Raw genomic sequence first — 18,495 nt, forward strand, 5'->3', positions numbered from 1 at the left:
CGGTGCGAGATACCAAGTCATACATCTTGATGGCGAGTTGGTAGTTACGCACCTGTTCCGCTGCTAGTCCCAATGCTAACTTGGGAGCGAGTTCACCCGGTAGGTCAAAGTAAACTTGGTCAAATGCGGCCTGAGCCTCCTTTGCATTACCCTGCACCATAAAACTCCGCCCCTTGTACCACAAAACTCTCCAATCCCAAGGGTCTTTTTCCTCGGCTTGCGCTAACGTTAGGTTTGCCTCACCGTAATCACCTGTATCAATGAGGCTGTTCGCAAACCGTAGCAGTGCTTCCATCGAAGTGGGAAACCGATTGACGATTTGCTCTAAACTGACACTCCGCTTAATTGGATCGGGAATAGTACCGGCATTCAGGATGGCATTGAAACCTGGGTCTGTTGAGTCCAGAATCGGAATGGGCAGTTGGTGATAGTCGGCGCGGATTGGCTCGAAGCCGCTGCTGCTGGTGAGTGCCAGCATGTCGCCGCTGAACACGTTGCTCGTGGCAGGACGTGGGGTATTCGTCTCAGTGGCAACCACTTCTCGGAGTACACCGAGTAGCTGGTCAGCCATTTCATCCGCTGATTGGAAGCGATCGTCTGCATTCTCCGCCGTTGCTTTGAGCAGAAAGCGGTAAAGTGATTCTTGCTCGGCAAACAGAGGGTCTTCCTGGGGGCTGGGAAGGGTATACTGATGTTCTTTGCTAAAGCCTCGAATGTTAGTGAGCAGAACCGCTAAGGTTCTACCTACGGTGAACAGATCGGATACAACGGTTGGCCCTTCACCTGCCTCTGGCGCACTGTAACCCACCGTACCGTAGATGTCGCCGTGAGGGTCGTCGATGCGTCTGACCCCACCCATGTCGATCAACTTAACATCGTTGCCTTCGAGCATGACGTTGTCGGGCTTGAAGTCGCAATACACTAAACCTAAGGAATGTAAATAGGCAAAAGCACTTAAAATACGGTGGATGTAGGCGATCGCTTCCGCAACGGGCAAGGGGCCGCGCTCTTTGCGAATATCCTTGAGCGTCTTACCGCCGACATACTCCATCACGATGAAGCCTTCGGTGCCATGCTTAACGAAGTTGTAAATGCCGACGATATTGCTATGTTTGACCGCTGCTAAGAATTGCCGTTCTGCCACCGCGACTGCCGCCGCCGCTGCGTCTTCCGTGTTGAGCAAACCTTTGAGGACGACGTAACGGGACAGCGTCTGATCAAAACCCAGGTAAATCCAGCCAAGTCCACCATATGCGATCGCACCTTTCACTTCATACTGACCGCTGACCAAATCACCAGGGTTGAGTGTGGCGATGAATGAATATTTGTGTCCGCACTTCGGACAGAAGCCCTTTTCTCGACGGAGTGAATTGTTGCAATTTGAGCAAAAGCGTTTGTTATCAGGAACCCTCGCTTCCGCCATGATCGACTTTTCCGGTTCTGTCGAAGGCAGTTCCGGTACAGATACCAGTCCGGCACCGAGTTGCCTGCGACTACTCCTCGAAGTGCTGTGGCTAGTCCGCCGCGAACCTTTGGAACGATTGGTTAGCGGAGATGAACCAGTTCCTGTTGTGATGACTGAACCCGTGCCTCTCGTTACCGCGCTTTGCTTTTGGCTGACTTCCTGAGCTTTTAAGGCAGCAAGTCCGCATACATTGCAATAGCCATCTTCGATAAGGCCATTGCACCCCTTTCGATTACACCTTGCGCCGTCCATTGAAATTTTCCTTTTTTCACAGTTGTACGAAATAGTGGCTTAAGATGAATGTCACTGACTTAAGAACTTTCCTAGCTCATCAACCAACCCTTGTGCAGGGGGTCTCTAGGTAGGCACTCCGTCCCCCAGTGGGGGGTTTGGGGGAAACCCCCCAATCTGGGTTTTTCTCAAAGAACGACTACTTTTCCCTTAAGTCAGTGACATTCGGCTTAAGATGTCTTATGCAGTTGTTATATAAGCACGGTCGTTAACCATTGACGCGACTGTTCAATCGCTTCTCATACTGGCTCACCAACTCAGCCGCTTTATCCAAAGGCGTCGGGCGAGTGTAGAGAAGCTGCTTGGCCTTCTGAGCTAGTTCGGTCAGAGTCGTATCTTCTGCTAGACCCCTGGCTAGTGCCTTAGCTTTGAGGGCGTCGAGCCGACCGCGCAGCTCCTGTCGAGTATCTAAAGGTGCCCGGTTGGCTGTGTACGCTCTTTCTTCAGCTGCAATATATTGCTTCACTTTGGCAGTCCAGTTTTCCAGACCGACTCGAACCGGAGTTAAAAGACCTTCGGTAAACTTAGTCTCAAGTCTTTTCAGCCATTGACTCAGAGCCTCAATTTGCTCCCAAGGTAAGGGAGTTTGTAGCGTTGAATGGTCAACCACTTTTTCCTTACTTTCAGCAAAGCGTTCTGCGGCTTGCCGATTGAGTTCTACCAACTGCTTCAATAGCTTGTGAGCGGTTTCCAGATTGTCTCGAATCTGATTTTGCTGCTGAACTAACTGATTGAGGGTCGCCTTCACTCGCGCAATGGGTGTCTTAATCTCCCTCTCAAAATCCGCACTCGCTCCTAGTGGGTCACTTTCAAGGCTAGTTCTGAGAGTAGCAATCTTGTGACGTGCGATCGCGAGTTCGTTTGAGGCATCTTGTCCCAGCGATTTCGCTAAATTTTGCAGCGAAATTATCTCGGCTTCTGCATTGGCAAGCGTTGCATCTAGGCGCAACCAGGCTTGATCAACCGCTAAAACGGCATCTCTGGCAACCTCGAAGGCGTTCGTCATGGCGGCAAGCAGATCGTTGGGTGCGATCGCCTTTGCACTTGTCGCTGCACTCAAAAGTCCTCTCTGAGCCAGCGGAATCTGAACCACCGCTAGCTGAATCGATGCTCCTGTTAAGATGTCTTCAATTTCTCGAATTTTCTGCTCTGACCCCAAAAAGCGGGGTACCTGCTTGCGCCGTTCAACTGCCTGACTCAGGGTTGTCACCAGTAAGTCGAAGTGTTGAAACAGGTTACTCATGGCTTCCAGTGCTGGAGTAACCCGTGCCTGTGTTACCCCCGTTAGTTTTATCTTGGGGAACCCAGAGACACCGACTAGTCGCTGGTAAGATGGAAGTCCGTGTAAATCGATGAGGTTCTGACTGACAAGGTCGATTTTTGTTTTCCAGTCGGCTAACAGTTGGTCAATTTGTTCAAGATTCACACGCCCACCTTGCTTGTGTAGAAGATAAGTGAAGACCCTTTCTTCTAATGACAACACCGAAAGCCTAAGCTTTTTCGCATTAGTTTCAATTCCAGTCGCCGTTAACGCGCACCGCTAACCATGAGTGCTGAAATCATTTGTGTTGGGACAGAATTACTCCTGGGGGAGATTCTCAATAGCAATGCCCAGTTTTTAGCGCAAGAACTCGCTATTTTGGGCATTCCTCACTACTATCAAACCGTTGTGGGAGATAATCCAAACCGTTTGAAGCAAGTGTTGGGATTGGCTTGCGTTCGCAGTAATATCTTAATTTTTACAGGGGGTCTGGGCCCAACGCCGGATGACTTAACCACAGAAGCGATCGCTGACTTTTTTGGGGTTCCTTTAATAGAACGCGAAGATATCGTCGAAGACATCGCCCAGAAATTCGCCCAACGGGGACGGGAGATGACTCCTAGTAACCGTAAGCAAGCCCTCATTCCCAAGGGGGCAGACGTATTACCGAATCTAAGCGGAACTGCCCCCGGTATCATTTGGCAACCCCGCCCCAACTTAACCATTCTCACGTTCCCCGGTGTTCCCAGCGAGATGGAGCAAATGTGGCGGGAAACGGCTGTTCCCTTTCTCAAAAGTCAAGGCTGGGGTCAAGAAATCATCTACAGCCACACCTTAAGATTTTGGGGCATTGGGGAGTCGGCGTTGACGGAAAAAGTGGCTTCCTTTTTCGACTTAACTAACCCCACGGTTGCGCCTTATGCGTCCCAAGGAGAGGTGAGATTACGCATTTCTGCCCGTGCCTCTTCAGAAGAGGAAGCCCATCAGTTGATTGAACCAGTAGCTAAAGAAATTCGGAAAATTGGTGGACTGGACTATTTTGGAGCCGATGAGGATACCCTAGCGTCAGTGGTGGGTCGGCTCTTAACCAAGACTTCAGAAACCCTCAGTGTGGCGGAATCTTGTACGGGGGGCGGACTCGGCAGTATGCTGACGAGTGTCGCCGGTAGCTCGAATTACTTTTTGGGAGGCGTCATTTCCTATGACAATGCCGTGAAATCCTCTGTGCTCGGTGTGCAGCCGTCGGATTTGGAACAATCGGGCGCAGTGAGTAAGCCCGTAGCCATCCAAATGGCAGTAGGAGTGAGATCGCTCCTTTCCACCTCATGGGGACTAAGTATTACAGGGATTGCAGGGCCAGGGGGTGGCAGCGAATCCAAACCAGTTGGTCTTGTTTACATTGGCCTAGCCAAACCGGATGGCGAGGTAGACTGCTTTAAGTATCAGTTGGGCCAAAATCGCAGTCGATCTCTAATTCGTCATCTGTGCGCCTGCCATGCTCTCGATATGTTGCGTCGTCGCCTTTTGGTCAGACCGACCAATAATCACTTTCCTTTTTCGGTGACGATTCATGAGTAATTCGGTTAATCTATAACTGGAGGTAGATAGAGAACAAGGCTTTGTCAACACTCTCTAACCAACCTTCCTGGGGTGGGATGGAAAAGCTTTTGATTAGTGTGCTAGTCTTGAAGTGATAAGAAATGCAACACTAAGGAATTTTTTTCTCAGACAGTGTCTGTCAAAAAAAACACCGAGCAAGCGAGCTAAAGTCCCCTCTCCTCCTAATGAAGGAGATTCAATGGGGAAACTCGTTTGTCCTGCTCTTGAAAAAATACAGGTTGTCTCACAGGAGCTTTCTGTTTAATGGATTATATAGAAAAGGTGCTGGAAAAACTCAAAGAATGGGCACGCAAGCTCATTGAAACCCTTTTAGGGCCTGAAGTCCAGCCAGAACCTGAACCCATTCCCATCCCAGTGAATGACCCAGGGCGTCGCCGTCGCTAGTTAATATTTGTGCCTAACCCCAATCAGAGCCTTTTAAGCATCCTCGTTCTGCATGGTCCCAATCTCAACCTATTAGGACGCCGAGAGCCAGGAATCTATGGTTCTGTGACCTTGGATGAGATTAACCAGCTGTTAGAACAGGAAGGGCAAAAGCTACAGGCCAAAGTCGTTGCTTTGCAATCGAATCATGAAGGCGTCTTGGTTGACTCAATTCATGATGCCCTAGGGCAGCATCAAGGACTATTGATTAATGCTGGGGCTTATACTCATACCAGCGTGGCCATACGTGATGCATTGGCAGGAGTAACCCTTCCCACGGTAGAAGTTCATCTGAGTAATATTTATCAGCGCGAAGCCTTTCGGCATCATTCTTTTATCGCACCGATCGCTATTGGTCAGATTAGCGGCTTTGGGGTCGAGAGTTATAGATTGGGACTCCATGCTTTAGTGAATTACTTGAGAAAGTCAGCTAATCATTAAATCATTATTAAAGTATAGTACATGTTCTGACCGCCTGATTGTCAGGAAATCAATTGTGTGGGCTTAAGGCTCGATGGAAATGGCGATCGGCAAAATCACTCTAAATGTAGAGCCAACCTCCACTTCAGAGACTAGCTCAATCTCTCCTTGAAGTAACTGTACTAGGCGAGAGACAATTGCTAGACCTAAGCCGGTGCCTTCTTGGTGGCGACGCCCCTGGTTAAAAAAGGCTTGCGAATAAGGTTTAAAAATTTGGTCTCTATCTTCTGGCGCAATTCCAATGCCCGTATCGCTAACAGCGAGAGACCACTTCTTCTGGGGTAAAGTTTGGCAAATCACTTGAATCGAGCCAACCTCTGTATAGCGAATGGCATTGCTCAAGAGATTAGTCAAAATTTGCTGTAGACGCAAGGAATCTGTGAAAACTTGGTCAGGAGCGTCTTCATCATTGATTTTTAGCTCTAAGCCTTTAGCTTGCGCCAATGGATTCAAGATTTCACTGACTGTCGCGATCATGGCACGGACATTGAGCCACTCTAGATTCAGCTGAATTTGATCGGCTTCGTAGCGCGACAATTCTAGGGAATCATTAACGATATGGAGCAGATGTCGTCCTCCTTGCAGAACTCGCTCAATACTGCGAAGACTCAAAGAGTCTGACTCTGCCTTGAGTTTATCTTGTTGTAATCGCTGGAGCAGTTCAGAGTAACCAATCACGGCCGTTAGAGGTGTCTTTAACTCATGAGCCAGGTATGAGAAATTATCTTTACTGGATTCAACCAGACGATTGAGTTCCTGGTTCGTGAGAGTCAACTGACTCTGTATTTGCTCTAATTCATTGAAGCGCTCTTGGACATAGCTCTTGTAGCATACGGAAATGGCTTCATCTAGCACCGTATTGATTTTACTAAACAGTAGAATAATTTCTTCGGGAGAGCCTGTGAGGCAGTGAGGGGCTAGCACGGCAAAAATAGTTCGACGCAGGAGACTATACTCTTGAGCAATTTCGTCAGCCTCATATCCTTGTTGCGCTCGTAACCGACCGTGTTCTAAACTTCCGTCAGCAATCTTTTTAAAGTTTTTCTGAGAGTGCGCGAGTACTGCGGCTAGAGATTTCAGAAGCTTGGGAAGCGAGTCACCCAGAGCCGTATCAGACAAGTTGATAGTGCTTTCTATGCGACGATCTTGACGAACTTCTTCAATCCATTTTTCTATGATTGAGTCAGCTTTTTCAGCAATAATTTGGCTAATGTTTAGCATGGATTAGCTTCAGTAGTCGATTTGGCGTTCCGGGATGATTTATAGCGCGATGCTCCGATAAGCCGATACTCCCCGTGAGGAAAACAAGTCTTCTTAACGACTACACATCTAGGGATTGTTGTTCACTTCCCAGTTAAAAACCCGCTAGACCAGCCAGCTCGCTAGCAGTGACCAATTGACGGTTAGTCAAAAAGGGAGAAGTGCTAATTTAGACTATATGACTAATTAGGTTTCTGACTTCTAGCTGAAGATAGGTCATTACCCCAAGAAGTTTTGCCATACTAGGTCAGAAACAATTAATGTTGGTTAACCGGTAGCAGAAATTGATGAAGTATTCTCTTTTAAGCCGGTTTCGGGGTGCCTTACTGGGCAGCTTTGTCGGAGAAAGTCTGGTTTGTGTCGGCTACCAGAATCGGTTATGGGGTGGAGTTTCGTTCACATCCCCCAAGCCGGAAGAGGCCCAAACCAATCAAACGCTTTCGGATTGGAGTCAGCTTGCCACTTGCGGGACTGAAAGTCTAATTCGCTGTGGCAAAGTCAATTTAGAAGATTGGTGGCTGCTATTTGAGAAGACACCGTCGTCTGTGTCGTTCAAGTCAGCGGGTACTAGCAGTGAAGCGGCTGTAGCGACATTGCCAATAGCGCTCTTTTTCCATGAAGATGAGGTCAAACTGCGACAACAACTGCTCGCCTGTGCAGACGTTTTGCAGCATAAGTCCGAGGCACCAGAAGCGATCTCGGTGGTAGCGTATGCGATCGCGCTTGCTTTGACTGAAAAACTCGACGTTGCTACCTTAATTCCTCAAACCCTAGATTATCTCGGAACTTCTCAAATCCCCCTAAAGCGACAACTGGAACAAGTCCAGATGCTACTAGAGCAGGGAGCCGGGTTAGATACAACGCTGACTCACTTACGTCGAGATGCCCAAAAAAGTAGAGGGGAACCCCTAGGGCGCTCCCATATTGCCATTGCTCTCGCTTTCTACTGCTTCCTCGCGACTCCCGAAGATTTTCGCCTAAGTGTCAGCCGTGCGGCTCGTAGCCAGTACCAACCCCAGATTACGGCTGCCCTGACTGGTGCTTTAGCAGGTGTTTATAATAGCATCATTGGCATTCCTGTAGGCTGGCGTCTTGCTGCCAACCGAATCAGTAGCGGCATCCAGAGACTGCAACTAGCAGACCGCCTATTTGAGGTCTGGGCGGGTGTTTATGACGTGCCACCCTTCGCTCAGGGTCAGTTATTAACGGTGGCAGCACCGCGAGTGATTCAGCCGCGATAATAAGGTGTGATGAGTCCACTGCCACAGGAAAAAGAGGGGGATAATATTTTCAATCGTAATACACTTTTTTTACCCTTACCGTCAAGACTCGTGTGTTGGGTCTCTAAAGGGTGTAGAGACTGTAAGTAAAGTGTTCAGCAACTCCTCAGGAGTGAGAGAGGAGCCGCTACAAAAACTCAAGTGAAAGGGGAGTCGCCAAAAGTCGTAAAAAAAGCCAAGATTTTTTAGGGTTTTTGAACACTGAACTGCCCACGCCTCTATCCTTTTGGGTTACCTATGGTGCGCTCAGCATGAACTCTCGGTTCAAAATGATGCCAGGAAATCTTGACATTTTCCCCTAAAAGCCCCACCCTGTCCCAAAATTTTGGGGCTTGATCTCATGGTCAACAAGGTGAAATTGGTCAGAAGTCATAGTTGAGCTAGTAAGACAAATGGATTTCTCAAGGAATAGGGTATTCACCGTGCTTGTTTTGTAAGGTAAAAAGAAGTGAATTCAAAAGTTACCCGATGTAATTTAAGTCAAGCTAGATTGCCGTGTTCTACCTGAAACAAAAATCAGCGCCTTGCTTTCCCCTTCGCTACCGTCACCTGAAATGGCAAATCTTGTGCTATGAAAACGTTTCATTCGTTGACGCAGCCGCTGATACAATGGCGGCGAACACCTGAGCATCTTCGCGCTTGGTTGTCATTCTGGGTGTCTAACTCCTCTAACAGCGCCACAGACGCGATACATCACATCTCCACGGACGGCAAAACCAACTCCAGGGAGGCAACGCATCGACTTTCGCCGCCTGGATTAGCCGCCAAGGGACGCAAACACAAAAGTCGTCCGCCCGTTATGTGGTTGGTTGCGGTGGTTTCCCTGACCAGTGCAATGGGAAACCGCTTCTATAACCAGCCGAAGTTGGATGTTGCTACAGAGGCTCCACAGACCATCCGAGCCCCTTATAGTGCCAGCGTTGAGGATAGGAAAACGACAGAAGAGAAGCGGAAGGCCGCTCGTACTGGTGCTGTCCCTGTCTTGATGTTTGACCACTCACTCACCCAGGATATTTATCAGGCGATCGAGCAATCTCTTGATCGGGTAGAAGAACTACGCCAAATGGGCGGCCCTTTTCCTTTTGCGGAGACGACCATTCTGTCAGATTCGACCCAACGATATCTGCGCCATATTAAGGAAGAGGAGTGGCAGTCAATTTTAGTTCAAGTCGATAGGAATAATGCTGTTAAGCCTACTGAGCCAAAAGTAGAGCTGCGCGATCGCACAGCAGAGGCACCTAATCTTCCATTGACCCAAGCCGTCAGCGAGCTGCAAAGCTACCGTCAACTATCTTCTCCTCAAGCGTTTTCGGCTTTGATTGAGTCGATAACACTTGCTCGTCAGGGTTACGTGATGGCATTGCGTCAGCTTTCCGAGCTACAACATGCTGAATCAGGCTATCAATATGATGCGTCATTGCTTGAACTCTCGGATCAGATTTGGCAAGAGACGCGCAGGGGCATCACTACGGCATCAAAGCGCATCCTGACCCAAGGCATTCCTCCAGGACTACCGTCAAATCTCTTAACAGAAGCAGTGAGGCTGCACTTAAGTTCGCTCATTTCTCCGGAGGCGGTACCTGTCGCAACTCAATTGCTGACTAATGTTTTGCAGCCCAACTTAACGGAAGATAAAGAGGAAACAAAACGAAGGGCTGAACAGGCAGCACAGGCCGTAACTCCCGTGATGGTCTCAATACAGCAGGATGAGGTCATTGTCTACGCCAAAGAGCAAATCAGCCAAGCGGATTTTGTGCTGCTGGATCACTTTAAACTGAGCCGTCGGGAAATTAACTGGCAGGGTCTAATCGGATTTGGCACTCTCGTTAGCGGAGGTCTGGTCATCTTTTGGCTAGTAGAACGACGAGTGCATCCCAGGCTACGGCGACGCGACCACATTCTGCTGTGGCTGCTGACATTGAGTACGCCACTACTGGTGATCTTTAACGTTTCTTATACTGACTTGCCTGCCATTGGTTTGTTAGTAGGCAGCTTTTACAGCCCTGCTTTGGGAGTAACCGTGGTCAGTCTGCTCACAGGGTTAGTCACATTCGGGATGAAAGTGAGTTGGGAATATCTACTTGCAGGTTCTGCGGCTGGGTTACTCGGTGCTTGGATGGCTGGGCGGATGCGATCGCGCGAGGAACTGGCTTGGCTGGGCGCTGTAGTTGGGATAACTCAAGGAGGAGTATACCTCCTCCTAAATCTCGTTCCTAGTGCGGCTGTCGGTGCAGTTTGGTATACCGTACTCCAAGAAGCAGGTGTATCCAGTCTGGCGGGTTTGTCTTGGACTGTCGTCGCCCTAGGGATATCGCCTTACCTAGAACGCCTGTTTGACTTGGTCACACCCATTCGTTTGGCAGAGTTATCTAATCCCAATCGTCCTCTGCTTAAGAAACTAGCCACGGAAGCACCTGGAACGTTCCAGCATACGATGTTTGTAGCCTCACTCGCAGAAGCTGCCGCACGGGAACTACACTGTAACGTGGAACTCGTTAGAGCTGGCACATTATATCATGATATTGGCAAGATGCACGACCCATTAGGATTTATTGAAAATCAAATGGGCGGCCCCAATAAACACGATGAGATTAATGATCCCAGAACGAGTGCCGAGATTATCAAAAAACATGTCTCCGAGGGACTGGTTATGGCTCGTAAGCATCAGTTACCTCAAGCCATTCGCGATTTTATCCCAGAACACCAAGGAACGTTGCTGATTTCCTATTTTTATTTTCAGGCTAAACAGAAATCTGAACAGGAAGACGGTTGTCCTGTAGACGAAGAAGATTTTCGCTATGATGGCCCAGTTCCCCAGTCGCGAGAAACTGGTATTGTCATGCTGGCAGATGCCTGTGAAGCGGCTCTGCGAAGTCTCAAGGATGTTACCCCAGAAACGGCTCTTAGCATGATTCATAAAATCCTTAAAGCTCGCTGGCAAGATAACCAGTTAGTCGATTCTGGAATTACGCGAGAGGAATTGTCAACGATCGCCGAGGTTTTTGTCCGAGTCTGGCAACAGTGTAATCACAAACGGATTGCTTATCCGAAAGCGGCACTCAATCACCAACCCTCAGTGAAGAGTTGAAAGTCTAAGGTTGAAGGCTAGAACTACCGCTTTCAATCTGGTGACTTCCTTGTGCCAACAGTCGGCTTGCAAAGAGCGTTGCGACTATTACCTCCGCAGTAGTTATTGATCTCATCAACTAGCTGTTTCTCCGGGCTAATTGCTGTTTCTAAAGCATGAAGCGCGGCCTCAGCTTCTGGTCTATTTTTAGCCTGAAAAGCCCTAATAAAATCGCGAGTGGCTTGGCTTGTCTGTTCATACATCACGATAAATCGTGATTGCAAACCTTGTAAGATTGGGTCGTTCAGGGAAACTCGCTTCATTTTCTCGGCAGCATCACCCATAGCCTCAGCTGCTCTCAGCATTGCCGCTGGTTCGGAACTATTGCCGTTATTGGTAATAGTTTTGGCATTGCTTACAGCTTCATTAGCAATTTCAATAATTTGGTTGCATTGAGAGACTTTTGTTTCTGGTGGTGATGCCGATGGAAGCTGACTGATCTGAGTCCGCTTAATCCCTTGTGGCACTAATGGGTTTGTCTCAACTTGCCAATTCACTGGCGTCTGAGCCAATGCTTGTGGCACTCCCAAGGGTGTTATCCAATTAAGACTTTTAGGCGTTTCTACAAAAGCGGTGAGTAGAGCGAGGAAAGTGAGTCCGATTCTCGGTAGACGCATTGCTGTCACTGAGATGATTTGCTTACTAACCTATATGTCTGATTCTTGAGAATTTATGCAGTAAGTGTGATCACTTTTATGCGTGACTATTGTTCCAGCTTCATCGAAAACCTCCGAGAAACCCTGCCCTTCTAGGGCGGAGAGGGTCATTGAGTGTATAGGGAAAAGGAAGTGCGATCGGCTGCCGCACCAGTGAAACTGATCGCTACACTTTGTTGTTACTGGCAAAATCCAAGACGGATCTGAACTTTCAACCTTCCAACCTTCTAACCGTTCAACTCGGAAAAACCTTCTAACCCTTAACCCCACTACTAGTATCTGTTGGTACAATGTATCGCTGCATGAAAAGAAAGAACACAATCACAGGCGCAATGGAAATAATCGATCCTGCCGCAATTAGACGCCAATCGAGGGAAAAGGTACCAGCAAGGGTAGCGACGCCCAAGGGAAGCGTGTAATACTCCGGTCGATCCAAGACAATTAAAGGCCACAGGAAGTCACTCCAAGAGCCAATAAAAACAAATATTGCCAAGGTTACCAGTGCGGGACGGACGGCTGGCAGCATGACATTCCACCACAACCCTAACTCAGAGCAGCCATCCATCCGGGCGGCTTCTTCAATCTCCTTTGGAACGCCCTGAAAGGCTTGCCGCAGGAGGAAAATCCCAAAGGCAGAGGCAAGACTGGGGAAAATGACCCCCAGATAGGTGTTTCTTAAACCCAACTGCACCGTCAAAATATAAAGGGGAATCATCACGATCTGGAAGGGAATCATGATGGTAGAGATGATGCCCGAAAAAATCAAGTCCCGTCCCCGAAAGTCCAGTCTTGCCAGGGGGTAAGCGGCTAGCGAACAGAAGATTAGATTTAAGCTGACGGTGAGGACCGCAACAATAGTACTGTTCCATAAGTACTGCCCGAAGGGATTGCTTTGCCAGACTGTGACAAAATTTTGGAACGTCGGTTGACTGGGTAATAGCTGGGGAGGAAACTGAAATATGTCTTCTGTTGGAGACTTGAAGGATGTGCTGACAAGCCAAAGCAAAGGGAACAGCATCACAAAGGCGATCGCTCCCAACACTGCGTACATCCTAAAGTCTCGCCAAATCCCAGCTTGCCTTATTCGACTCATGGCGCACCAATGATGTGAAACCTATTTTCTGTACAGATACTATGTAGGGGTTTGTCCCAAGGGTCAACTGGTAACTGCGGCAAATAGGCAAACTCAAATACAATTCCTATCGTAGGCGTAGACGCCCAATCGTCTGAACTCAGCAATCGATCATAAAAGCCGCCACCGTAACCTAAGCGATACCCCTGCCTATCGCAGGCAACAGTGGGTACAAGAATTACATCTACCTCATTGGGTTCCACGGTTGGAGAATCAGGGTGAGGCTCAAAAATGCCATAAGCTCCCTTAGAGAGAGGTTCTCCGGGTTTCCAACTATGCCAGAGAAGAGATTTATCAACGCATCGAGAGAAGCCCCAACGGTATTTGGGATCTGTAAATAGGGGACTTAAATCGGGTTCTTGACGAAAGCTGAAATAGGCGAGAACCGTTCGCGCTTGAGTTAATAAAGGTGAGGATTGGAGGTGGAAGGTGAGGCGATCGCTCTTTTCTCGCCATTCTTCTACAGGTATAGATTGCCGCTGTTTGAGAAGCGATCGGCGTAGTTGTGCTTTTTCTGACATCTGGCACCATTCTCAAAAACCGTAGGTTGGGCACTGCTTACTCACACATCAATCAGGTTATTGTTGCTCTGACAATTAGTACCCAGCCTAAATCAATAGGATGCCCAGCCCACCAAGTTAATATCTGGCAAGGGTTTACCCCTGATGGTAAGCCTGTGAGTGACCATCAAGGCATCTACGTTGACCTATTTTGATTAGGTAGCCTGCTGACGATACCAGTCAATCGTATTTTTTAACCCCTGCTTGAAATCTACTTGAGCCGTAAAGCCAAACGCCTGCTTCGCTCTTTCCGTATCCAAGCAACGGCGAGGCTGACCATTAGGCTTATCCGTTTCCCAAACAATTTCGCCGTCAAATTCCATCAATTCACAAATGAGGGTTATCAAGTCCCGAATCGAGATTTCATACCCCGTTCCCAGGTTAACGGGTTCTGAGTCATTGTAGAACTGAGCCCCCATAACAATCCCTCGTGCCGCATCCGTCGAGTAGAGAAACTCACGAGTCGGACTCCCATCGCCCCACACGGGTAATTTCTCTTCTCCTCTTTGCTGCGCTTCGTGTACCTTACGGATCAAGGCAGGGATAACATGAGAACTTCGAGGGTCGAAGTTATCCTCTGGGCCATACAAGTTGACTGGCAGCAGGTAGATGCCGTTAAATCCATACTGCTGCCGATAGGATTGAAGTTGAACTAAGAGGGCTTTCTTGGCAACGCCATAAGGAGCATTGGTTTCCTCTGGGTAGCCATTCCAGAGGTCATCTTCTTTAAACGGCACTGGCGTGAATTTAGGATAGGCGCAGATGGTGCCAACACAGACGAACTTTTGCACACCTGCTTGATAAGCCGCATGAATAAGCTGTGTGCCCATCATCAGGTTGTCATAAAATAACTCAGCGGGCTTCTCCCGATTTAACCCAATACCACCGACATGGGCGGCTAGGTGAATCACGATGTCTTGCTGCTGAACGACTTGTTGACAGGCTTCCAGAGAACGGAGGTCATATTCACGCGATCGCGGCACTGTTATTTTCTCTGGCTTTGCTCCAGCCGTACCCAGCTGATCGATTACCTGACGCCCTAGAAATCCTGCGCCACCTGTTACCAGAATCCTTTTATCACTTAACTCTAAAGTTGCCATTGGTCTTGCAATCCTTGCCCAAGGTCTGAAACTTTCTTAGCGATCGGTCAACTGAAGGCTGAAGTATGAGCGATGAAATAATCTTGTACTTAGTCAACCATGCTGCCTATACTTTGACGAATATAAGCGTTATCTTCCCAATGTTTTACGCCCTCACCATGTTCGGATGTCAAACCCAAGGCTCGCAGATCTGCTTCCACCATTAAACTGACTAACTCTTCAAACGTCACAGATGGTTCCCAACCCAGCTTTTGCTTTGCCTTACTGGGGTCACCAATGAGTAAATCCACTTCTGCCGGACGTAGATAACGTGGGTCAAACTCTACGTAATCTTGCCAATTTAGATTGACATAAGCAAAGGAGATATCCAGAAATTCCCGAATGGAGTGAGTTTCACCGGTGGCAACGACATAATCATCCGGTTCTTCTTGTTGCAACATCAACCACATAGCCTTAACGTAGTCTTTTGCGTATCCCCAATCTCGTTTGGAGTCAAGATTCCCAAGGTATAGTTTATGCTGCTGACCCGCTACAATCCGAGCGAGCGCTCTTGTAATCTTCCGCGTAACAAAGGTTTCGCCCCGGCGCGGTGATTCGTGATTAAACAAGATGCCATTACACGCATATATCCCGTAGGACTCACGATAGTTCACGGTTTGCCAGTGCGCATAAACCTTAGCACAAGCATAGGGACTGCGCGGATAAAAGGGCGTTGTTTCCTTTTGAGGGACTTCTTGTACCTTGCCAAACATCTCAGACGAACCCGCCTGATAAAAACGCACATCAATACCTGTGCGATTCCGATAATCTCGAATAGCCTCCAAAAGACGCAGCGTCCCCATTGCCACAGAATCAACTGTGTATTCTGGTGAGTCAAAACTCACCCGTACATGGGATTGTGCACCTAAGTTGTAAATCTCTACAGGCTTTACTTCTTCTAAAATTCGGCGCATGGTTACGCCATCGGTTAAATCACCGTAGTGGAGGAACAACCGAGCGTTTTCATTGTGAGGGTCTACATAGATGTGGTCGATGCGATCAGTATTAAAGGTCGAAGTCCGCCGAATAATTCCGTGAACTTCATAGTCTTTTTCAAGTAACAATTCACTTAAATAAGAGCCGTCTTGACCTGTAATACCCGTGATTAGCGCTCGTTTACGTTGCGTCATCCTTGAATCTTCCTGTGACAAATAGGAACTCTCACTGCGGCTGCCTGCCAATATGTAGCTCACCTTCCTAATAAGAATGTTGGAAGGTAAACAAATCACTCCTAAGTTAACCTACAAATTGACCCATGACTAAGCTGGTAGTTTGAAGAAATGAGCTATTAGCTGAAGTGAGCGCTAGCTAACGTTTCGATCGCTATGCAGGATGTAGCCCTGCTACGGAACGAACCGTAGGTCTCGGTTTCCTTCCGGAGCCAGAGAGCAAACGCTCACAACGTTTATTGATAACGATTTGGTGCTGTTGCACTAAATCGTTAACTAACCTACTAGCCTTCTTAATCCCTTTAGAAGAAATGAAGACAGAATTTTCTGTCAACTCAATCCTCCCAACGGAAAACAAAGATGCCCTACTTTTCCTTTTTTTCAGTATGCACCATTATTTTTAGGGAAAAGAATCACACCAATTGTTCTGAAAATTAGCCATAAATCCAGCCAAAAATTCCTAAAATTCACGTAATAAACATCCATTTGAACCCGAAGAGGGTAAGGGATGTCATTGCGTCCAGAGACTTGCCATAAGCCAGTAATACCCGGTCGAATTGTCAAAACTTTATCCATATGACGACCGTATTTACTCAGTTCTTCGGGCACTAAAGGTCGAGGCCCCACCACACTCATATCCCCCTTCAAAACATTCCAAAATTGAGGAAACTCATCAAGACTAGTCAATCGCAAAAATTTACCAATCACTGTAATTCGGGGGTCTTTCTTGAGTTTGAAGTTATCCTCAAATTCCTCACGTAGATGAGGTGAGGTTTCCATCAAATCTGTCAATATTTCGTCGGCATTTTCCACCATTGTTCGGAATTTGAGACAGCTAAATGACTTGTAATTTCTACCAACCCGTTCCTGGGCGTAAAAAATAGGCCCCGGTGAGCTAATGGCAATCAATAGGGCGAGTAGCAAGTAAATCGGCAAAAACAAAATCAGAACAGATAGGGAAAACATAACATCAAACAGCCGCTTGGCGAAATCTCCGTTTAAGCGATGTCGAGAAAGACCTCTAGGTCTGCTGCGTGACACGAGTGGCTGAAAACCTCGCTTCACGAACGCTCGCAACATCTTGACGGAGATAAGTTGGCTTTCGGCAGTCATCTTACTCCTTCACTTCACACCACACAGTCAAGATCATAAAGCCACAAGAGGCTGGCTACGGCTATCTAGAGCCCTGGAAACTAGAATTTGTCAGGAGAGCATCGAGATTGGTAGTCCTCTTTGCAGCGTTCCAGAAAAGCCAGGTAGCGATCGCCAAAAATTTTGGGGGCAAACCCAGCCGCGTTCAAGCGACCCCTATCGGGACTAAACGACCCTTTTGACCTCTCAAAAGTTTTCACCGCTTCCATCAACGCGTCCGCACTTTGGGGTTGGAAAAATAGACCCGTACCGCTGTCCGGATGTTGCCGAATATCTCGAACCGTTTCTAATGCCCCCCCAGCTCCATAGGCAATCACCGGCGTTCCACAAGCTTGAGCTTCCACTAGGGCAATGCCAAAATCCTCACAGGCCGCATAAACAAAGGCTTTGGCGCGAGTCATATACTGCTCAACCACAGAGTCTGGCTGAAATCCCAGCACTTGTACATTGGGTTGTGCCAGTTCGCGAATCGCCTCCAACTCCGGCCCTGTGCCAATCACAACGAGTGGGAGTCCCAGTTGATTGAAGGCTTCAACAATTAACGAGACTCGCTTGTAACTCACAAGACGGGAAACCGTGAGATAAAAATCTTCTTTTTGAGTCTGGAACGAAAATCGCTCAATATTGACTGGCGGGTGAATCACGGTTGCCTGACGCCGATAGCAGCGCCAGATGCGCTTTGCTGTATGCCAGGAGTTGGCAATGAAATAATCCACCCGGTTCGCCGAAAGGACATCCCACTGACGCAACTGATGGAGCAGATACCGTGTGATTAAGCCTTGAGGCCCTCGCCCCATAGGGCTACTTTTGAGGTAGTCAAATGTCAAATCCCAGGCGTAGCGCATGGGTGTATGACAATAACAGATGTGTAGTTGTTGGGGGGCAGTTATAATGCCCTTGGCAACACAGTGGGAAGAGGAAAGGATAACATCATAGTCACATAAGTCCAGCTGTTCAATGGCTATAGGCAGCAACGGTAAATATTTTTGGATGCCGTTGCCAGCCAAGGGCAAATGTTGTAGGAAGGTTGTGCCAATAGAGCGCCCAAACAGATAACTCTGGGGATTGGTAGATTCAAAATCAATCAGGGCATAAAGATCGCCATCAATGTGCTTCAAAATTTCTTGAACCACCAGTTCTGAACCACCCGTTGCTTTGGGCGTCAACCACTCATGAACCACAGCATATTTTAAAGACATTGACCCAGAAGGCTTTTTGTGATTAAGAGCTTATCCCAAGGTGAGCCACCCAGGGCAGGAGGACTGAGACTAGAGAAAACTCTCAGGATTACTGTAAGAGTAATAGGATTCCAAACTTTCATTCTTGGTCATCTGTAGAATGCCCCTGAGGTTTCATGAGAAACTTCATTGGTAAGCGGTTATCAATTAGAGCAAGACAATTTTAAAGCAATGTTTCGGAGTGGGTGCAGGCAGGTAAATCACTGGCGATGTCTCTTGTCCCACGTTGGTCAAGCTATTTA

General features: G+C 48.0%; 15 protein-coding genes. 5 read left to right on the forward strand and 10 right to left on the reverse strand.

Going from position 1 to position 18,495, the window contains the following annotated elements; translation table 11 throughout:
• Positions 1-1,717 (reverse strand): serine/threonine-protein kinase (locus V6C93_RS26330; protein ID WP_333479632.1); only part of this gene is annotated, 1,717 nt, incomplete at its 3' end.
• A gap of 247 nt (positions 1,718-1,964) precedes the next feature.
• On the reverse strand, positions 1,965-3,182 hold the full coding sequence (locus tag V6C93_RS26335; protein ID WP_333479633.1) for a hypothetical protein: 1,218 nt from the start codon (positions 3,180-3,182) through the stop codon (positions 1,965-1,967).
• Positions 3,183-3,302: 120 nt separating this feature from the next.
• Here V6C93_RS26335 and V6C93_RS26340 point away from each other — a divergent pair, with 120 nt between their 5' ends.
• The 3 genes from V6C93_RS26340 (at position 3,303) to aroQ (ending at position 5,501) form a co-directional block, all read left to right on the forward strand.
• Positions 3,303-4,595, forward strand: coding sequence for a competence/damage-inducible protein A (locus V6C93_RS26340; protein ID WP_333479634.1), 1,293 nt, complete (start codon positions 3,303-3,305; stop codon positions 4,593-4,595).
• Positions 4,596-4,880: 285 nt separating this feature from the next.
• On the forward strand, positions 4,881-5,021 hold the full coding sequence (locus V6C93_RS26345) for a hypothetical protein (protein ID WP_333479635.1): 141 nt from the start codon (positions 4,881-4,883) through the stop codon (positions 5,019-5,021).
• A gap of 3 nt (positions 5,022-5,024) precedes the next feature.
• Complete coding sequence (gene aroQ / locus V6C93_RS26350; RefSeq protein WP_349262850.1) at positions 5,025-5,501, forward strand: type II 3-dehydroquinate dehydratase; 477 nt, start codon at positions 5,025-5,027, stop codon at positions 5,499-5,501.
• A 63-nt stretch (positions 5,502-5,564) separates the two neighbouring features.
• On the opposite strand, the gene V6C93_RS26355 is transcribed toward aroQ, so the two are convergent.
• A complete protein-coding gene (locus tag V6C93_RS26355) occupies positions 5,565-6,761 on the reverse strand; it encodes a sensor histidine kinase (protein ID WP_333479637.1) in 1,197 nt (398 codons plus the stop codon).
• 326 nt (positions 6,762-7,087) lie between these two features.
• Between V6C93_RS26355 and V6C93_RS26360 the strand changes: the two genes are divergently transcribed.
• Together V6C93_RS26360 and V6C93_RS26365 are read left to right on the forward strand one after the other, a co-directional pair.
• Positions 7,088-8,041, forward strand: coding sequence for an ADP-ribosylglycohydrolase family protein (locus V6C93_RS26360; RefSeq protein ID WP_333479638.1), 954 nt, complete (start codon positions 7,088-7,090; stop codon positions 8,039-8,041).
• Between the two features lie 610 nt (positions 8,042-8,651).
• Positions 8,652-11,168, forward strand: a complete 2,517-nt coding sequence (locus tag V6C93_RS26365; protein ID WP_333479639.1) for an HD family phosphohydrolase — start codon at positions 8,652-8,654, stop codon at positions 11,166-11,168.
• 32 nt (positions 11,169-11,200) lie between these two features.
• On the opposite strand, the gene V6C93_RS26370 is transcribed toward V6C93_RS26365, so the two are convergent.
• From V6C93_RS26370 to V6C93_RS26400, 7 genes are all read right to left on the reverse strand, one after another.
• Positions 11,201-11,824 carry a hypothetical protein gene (locus V6C93_RS26370; protein ID WP_333479640.1) on the reverse strand — a complete coding sequence of 208 codons (624 nt, stop codon included), beginning with the start codon at positions 11,822-11,824 and terminating at the stop codon, positions 11,201-11,203.
• A 292-nt stretch (positions 11,825-12,116) separates the two neighbouring features.
• Complete coding sequence (locus tag V6C93_RS26375; RefSeq protein WP_333479641.1) at positions 12,117-12,956, reverse strand: carbohydrate ABC transporter permease; 840 nt, start codon at positions 12,954-12,956, stop codon at positions 12,117-12,119.
• Positions 12,953-13,516, reverse strand: a complete 564-nt coding sequence (locus tag V6C93_RS26380) for a 5-formyltetrahydrofolate cyclo-ligase (RefSeq protein WP_333479642.1) — start codon at positions 13,514-13,516, stop codon at positions 12,953-12,955. Before V6C93_RS26380 ends, V6C93_RS26375 begins: the two co-directional genes overlap by 4 nt.
• A 194-nt stretch (positions 13,517-13,710) precedes the next feature.
• A complete protein-coding gene (locus V6C93_RS26385; RefSeq protein ID WP_333479643.1) occupies positions 13,711-14,655 on the reverse strand; it encodes a GDP-L-fucose synthase in 945 nt (314 codons plus the stop codon).
• Positions 14,656-14,744: 89 nt separating this feature from the next.
• Positions 14,745-15,824 (reverse strand): GDP-mannose 4,6-dehydratase, encoded by a 1,080-nt coding sequence (gmd, locus tag V6C93_RS26390; protein WP_333479644.1) that lies wholly within the window; start codon positions 15,822-15,824, stop codon positions 14,745-14,747.
• A 420-nt stretch (positions 15,825-16,244) separates the two neighbouring features.
• Entirely contained in the window at positions 16,245-16,976 is a 732-nt protein-coding gene (locus V6C93_RS26395) for a sugar transferase (RefSeq protein WP_333479645.1), read from the reverse strand.
• Between the two features lie 80 nt (positions 16,977-17,056).
• Complete coding sequence (locus V6C93_RS26400) at positions 17,057-18,214, reverse strand: glycosyltransferase (RefSeq protein WP_333479646.1); 1,158 nt, start codon at positions 18,212-18,214, stop codon at positions 17,057-17,059.
• Between the last annotated feature and the right edge of the window lie 281 nt (positions 18,215-18,495).

This window comes from Allocoleopsis sp. (assembly GCF_036703385.1).
Classification (GTDB): domain Bacteria; phylum Cyanobacteriota; class Cyanobacteriia; order Cyanobacteriales; family Coleofasciculaceae; genus Allocoleopsis.

Bases quoted from the DNA above. Each gene is read 5' to 3' on its own strand.
- V6C93_RS26340 (WP_333479634.1), top strand. From the start codon at position 3,303: ATGAGTGCTGAAATCATTTGTGTTGGGACAGAATTACTCCTGGGGGAG.
- V6C93_RS26345 (WP_333479635.1), top strand. From the start codon at position 4,881: ATGGATTATATAGAAAAGGTGCTGGAAAAACTCAAAGAATGGGCACGC.
- V6C93_RS26355 (WP_333479637.1), bottom strand. From the start codon at position 6,761: ATGCTAAACATTAGCCAAATTATTGCTGAAAAAGCTGACTCAATCATA.
- V6C93_RS26360 (WP_333479638.1), top strand. From the start codon at position 7,088: ATGAAGTATTCTCTTTTAAGCCGGTTTCGGGGTGCCTTACTGGGCAGC.
- V6C93_RS26365 (WP_333479639.1), top strand. From the start codon at position 8,652: ATGAAAACGTTTCATTCGTTGACGCAGCCGCTGATACAATGGCGGCGA.
- V6C93_RS26370 (WP_333479640.1), bottom strand. From the start codon at position 11,824: ATGCGTCTACCGAGAATCGGACTCACTTTCCTCGCTCTACTCACCGCT.
- V6C93_RS26375 (WP_333479641.1), bottom strand. From the start codon at position 12,956: ATGAGTCGAATAAGGCAAGCTGGGATTTGGCGAGACTTTAGGATGTAC.
- V6C93_RS26380 (WP_333479642.1), bottom strand. From the start codon at position 13,516: ATGTCAGAAAAAGCACAACTACGCCGATCGCTTCTCAAACAGCGGCAA.
- V6C93_RS26385 (WP_333479643.1), bottom strand. From the start codon at position 14,655: ATGGCAACTTTAGAGTTAAGTGATAAAAGGATTCTGGTAACAGGTGGC.
- gmd (WP_333479644.1), bottom strand. From the start codon at position 15,824: ATGACGCAACGTAAACGAGCGCTAATCACGGGTATTACAGGTCAAGAC.
- V6C93_RS26395 (WP_333479645.1), bottom strand. From the start codon at position 16,976: ATGACTGCCGAAAGCCAACTTATCTCCGTCAAGATGTTGCGAGCGTTC.
- V6C93_RS26400 (WP_333479646.1), bottom strand. From the start codon at position 18,214: ATGTCTTTAAAATATGCTGTGGTTCATGAGTGGTTGACGCCCAAAGCA.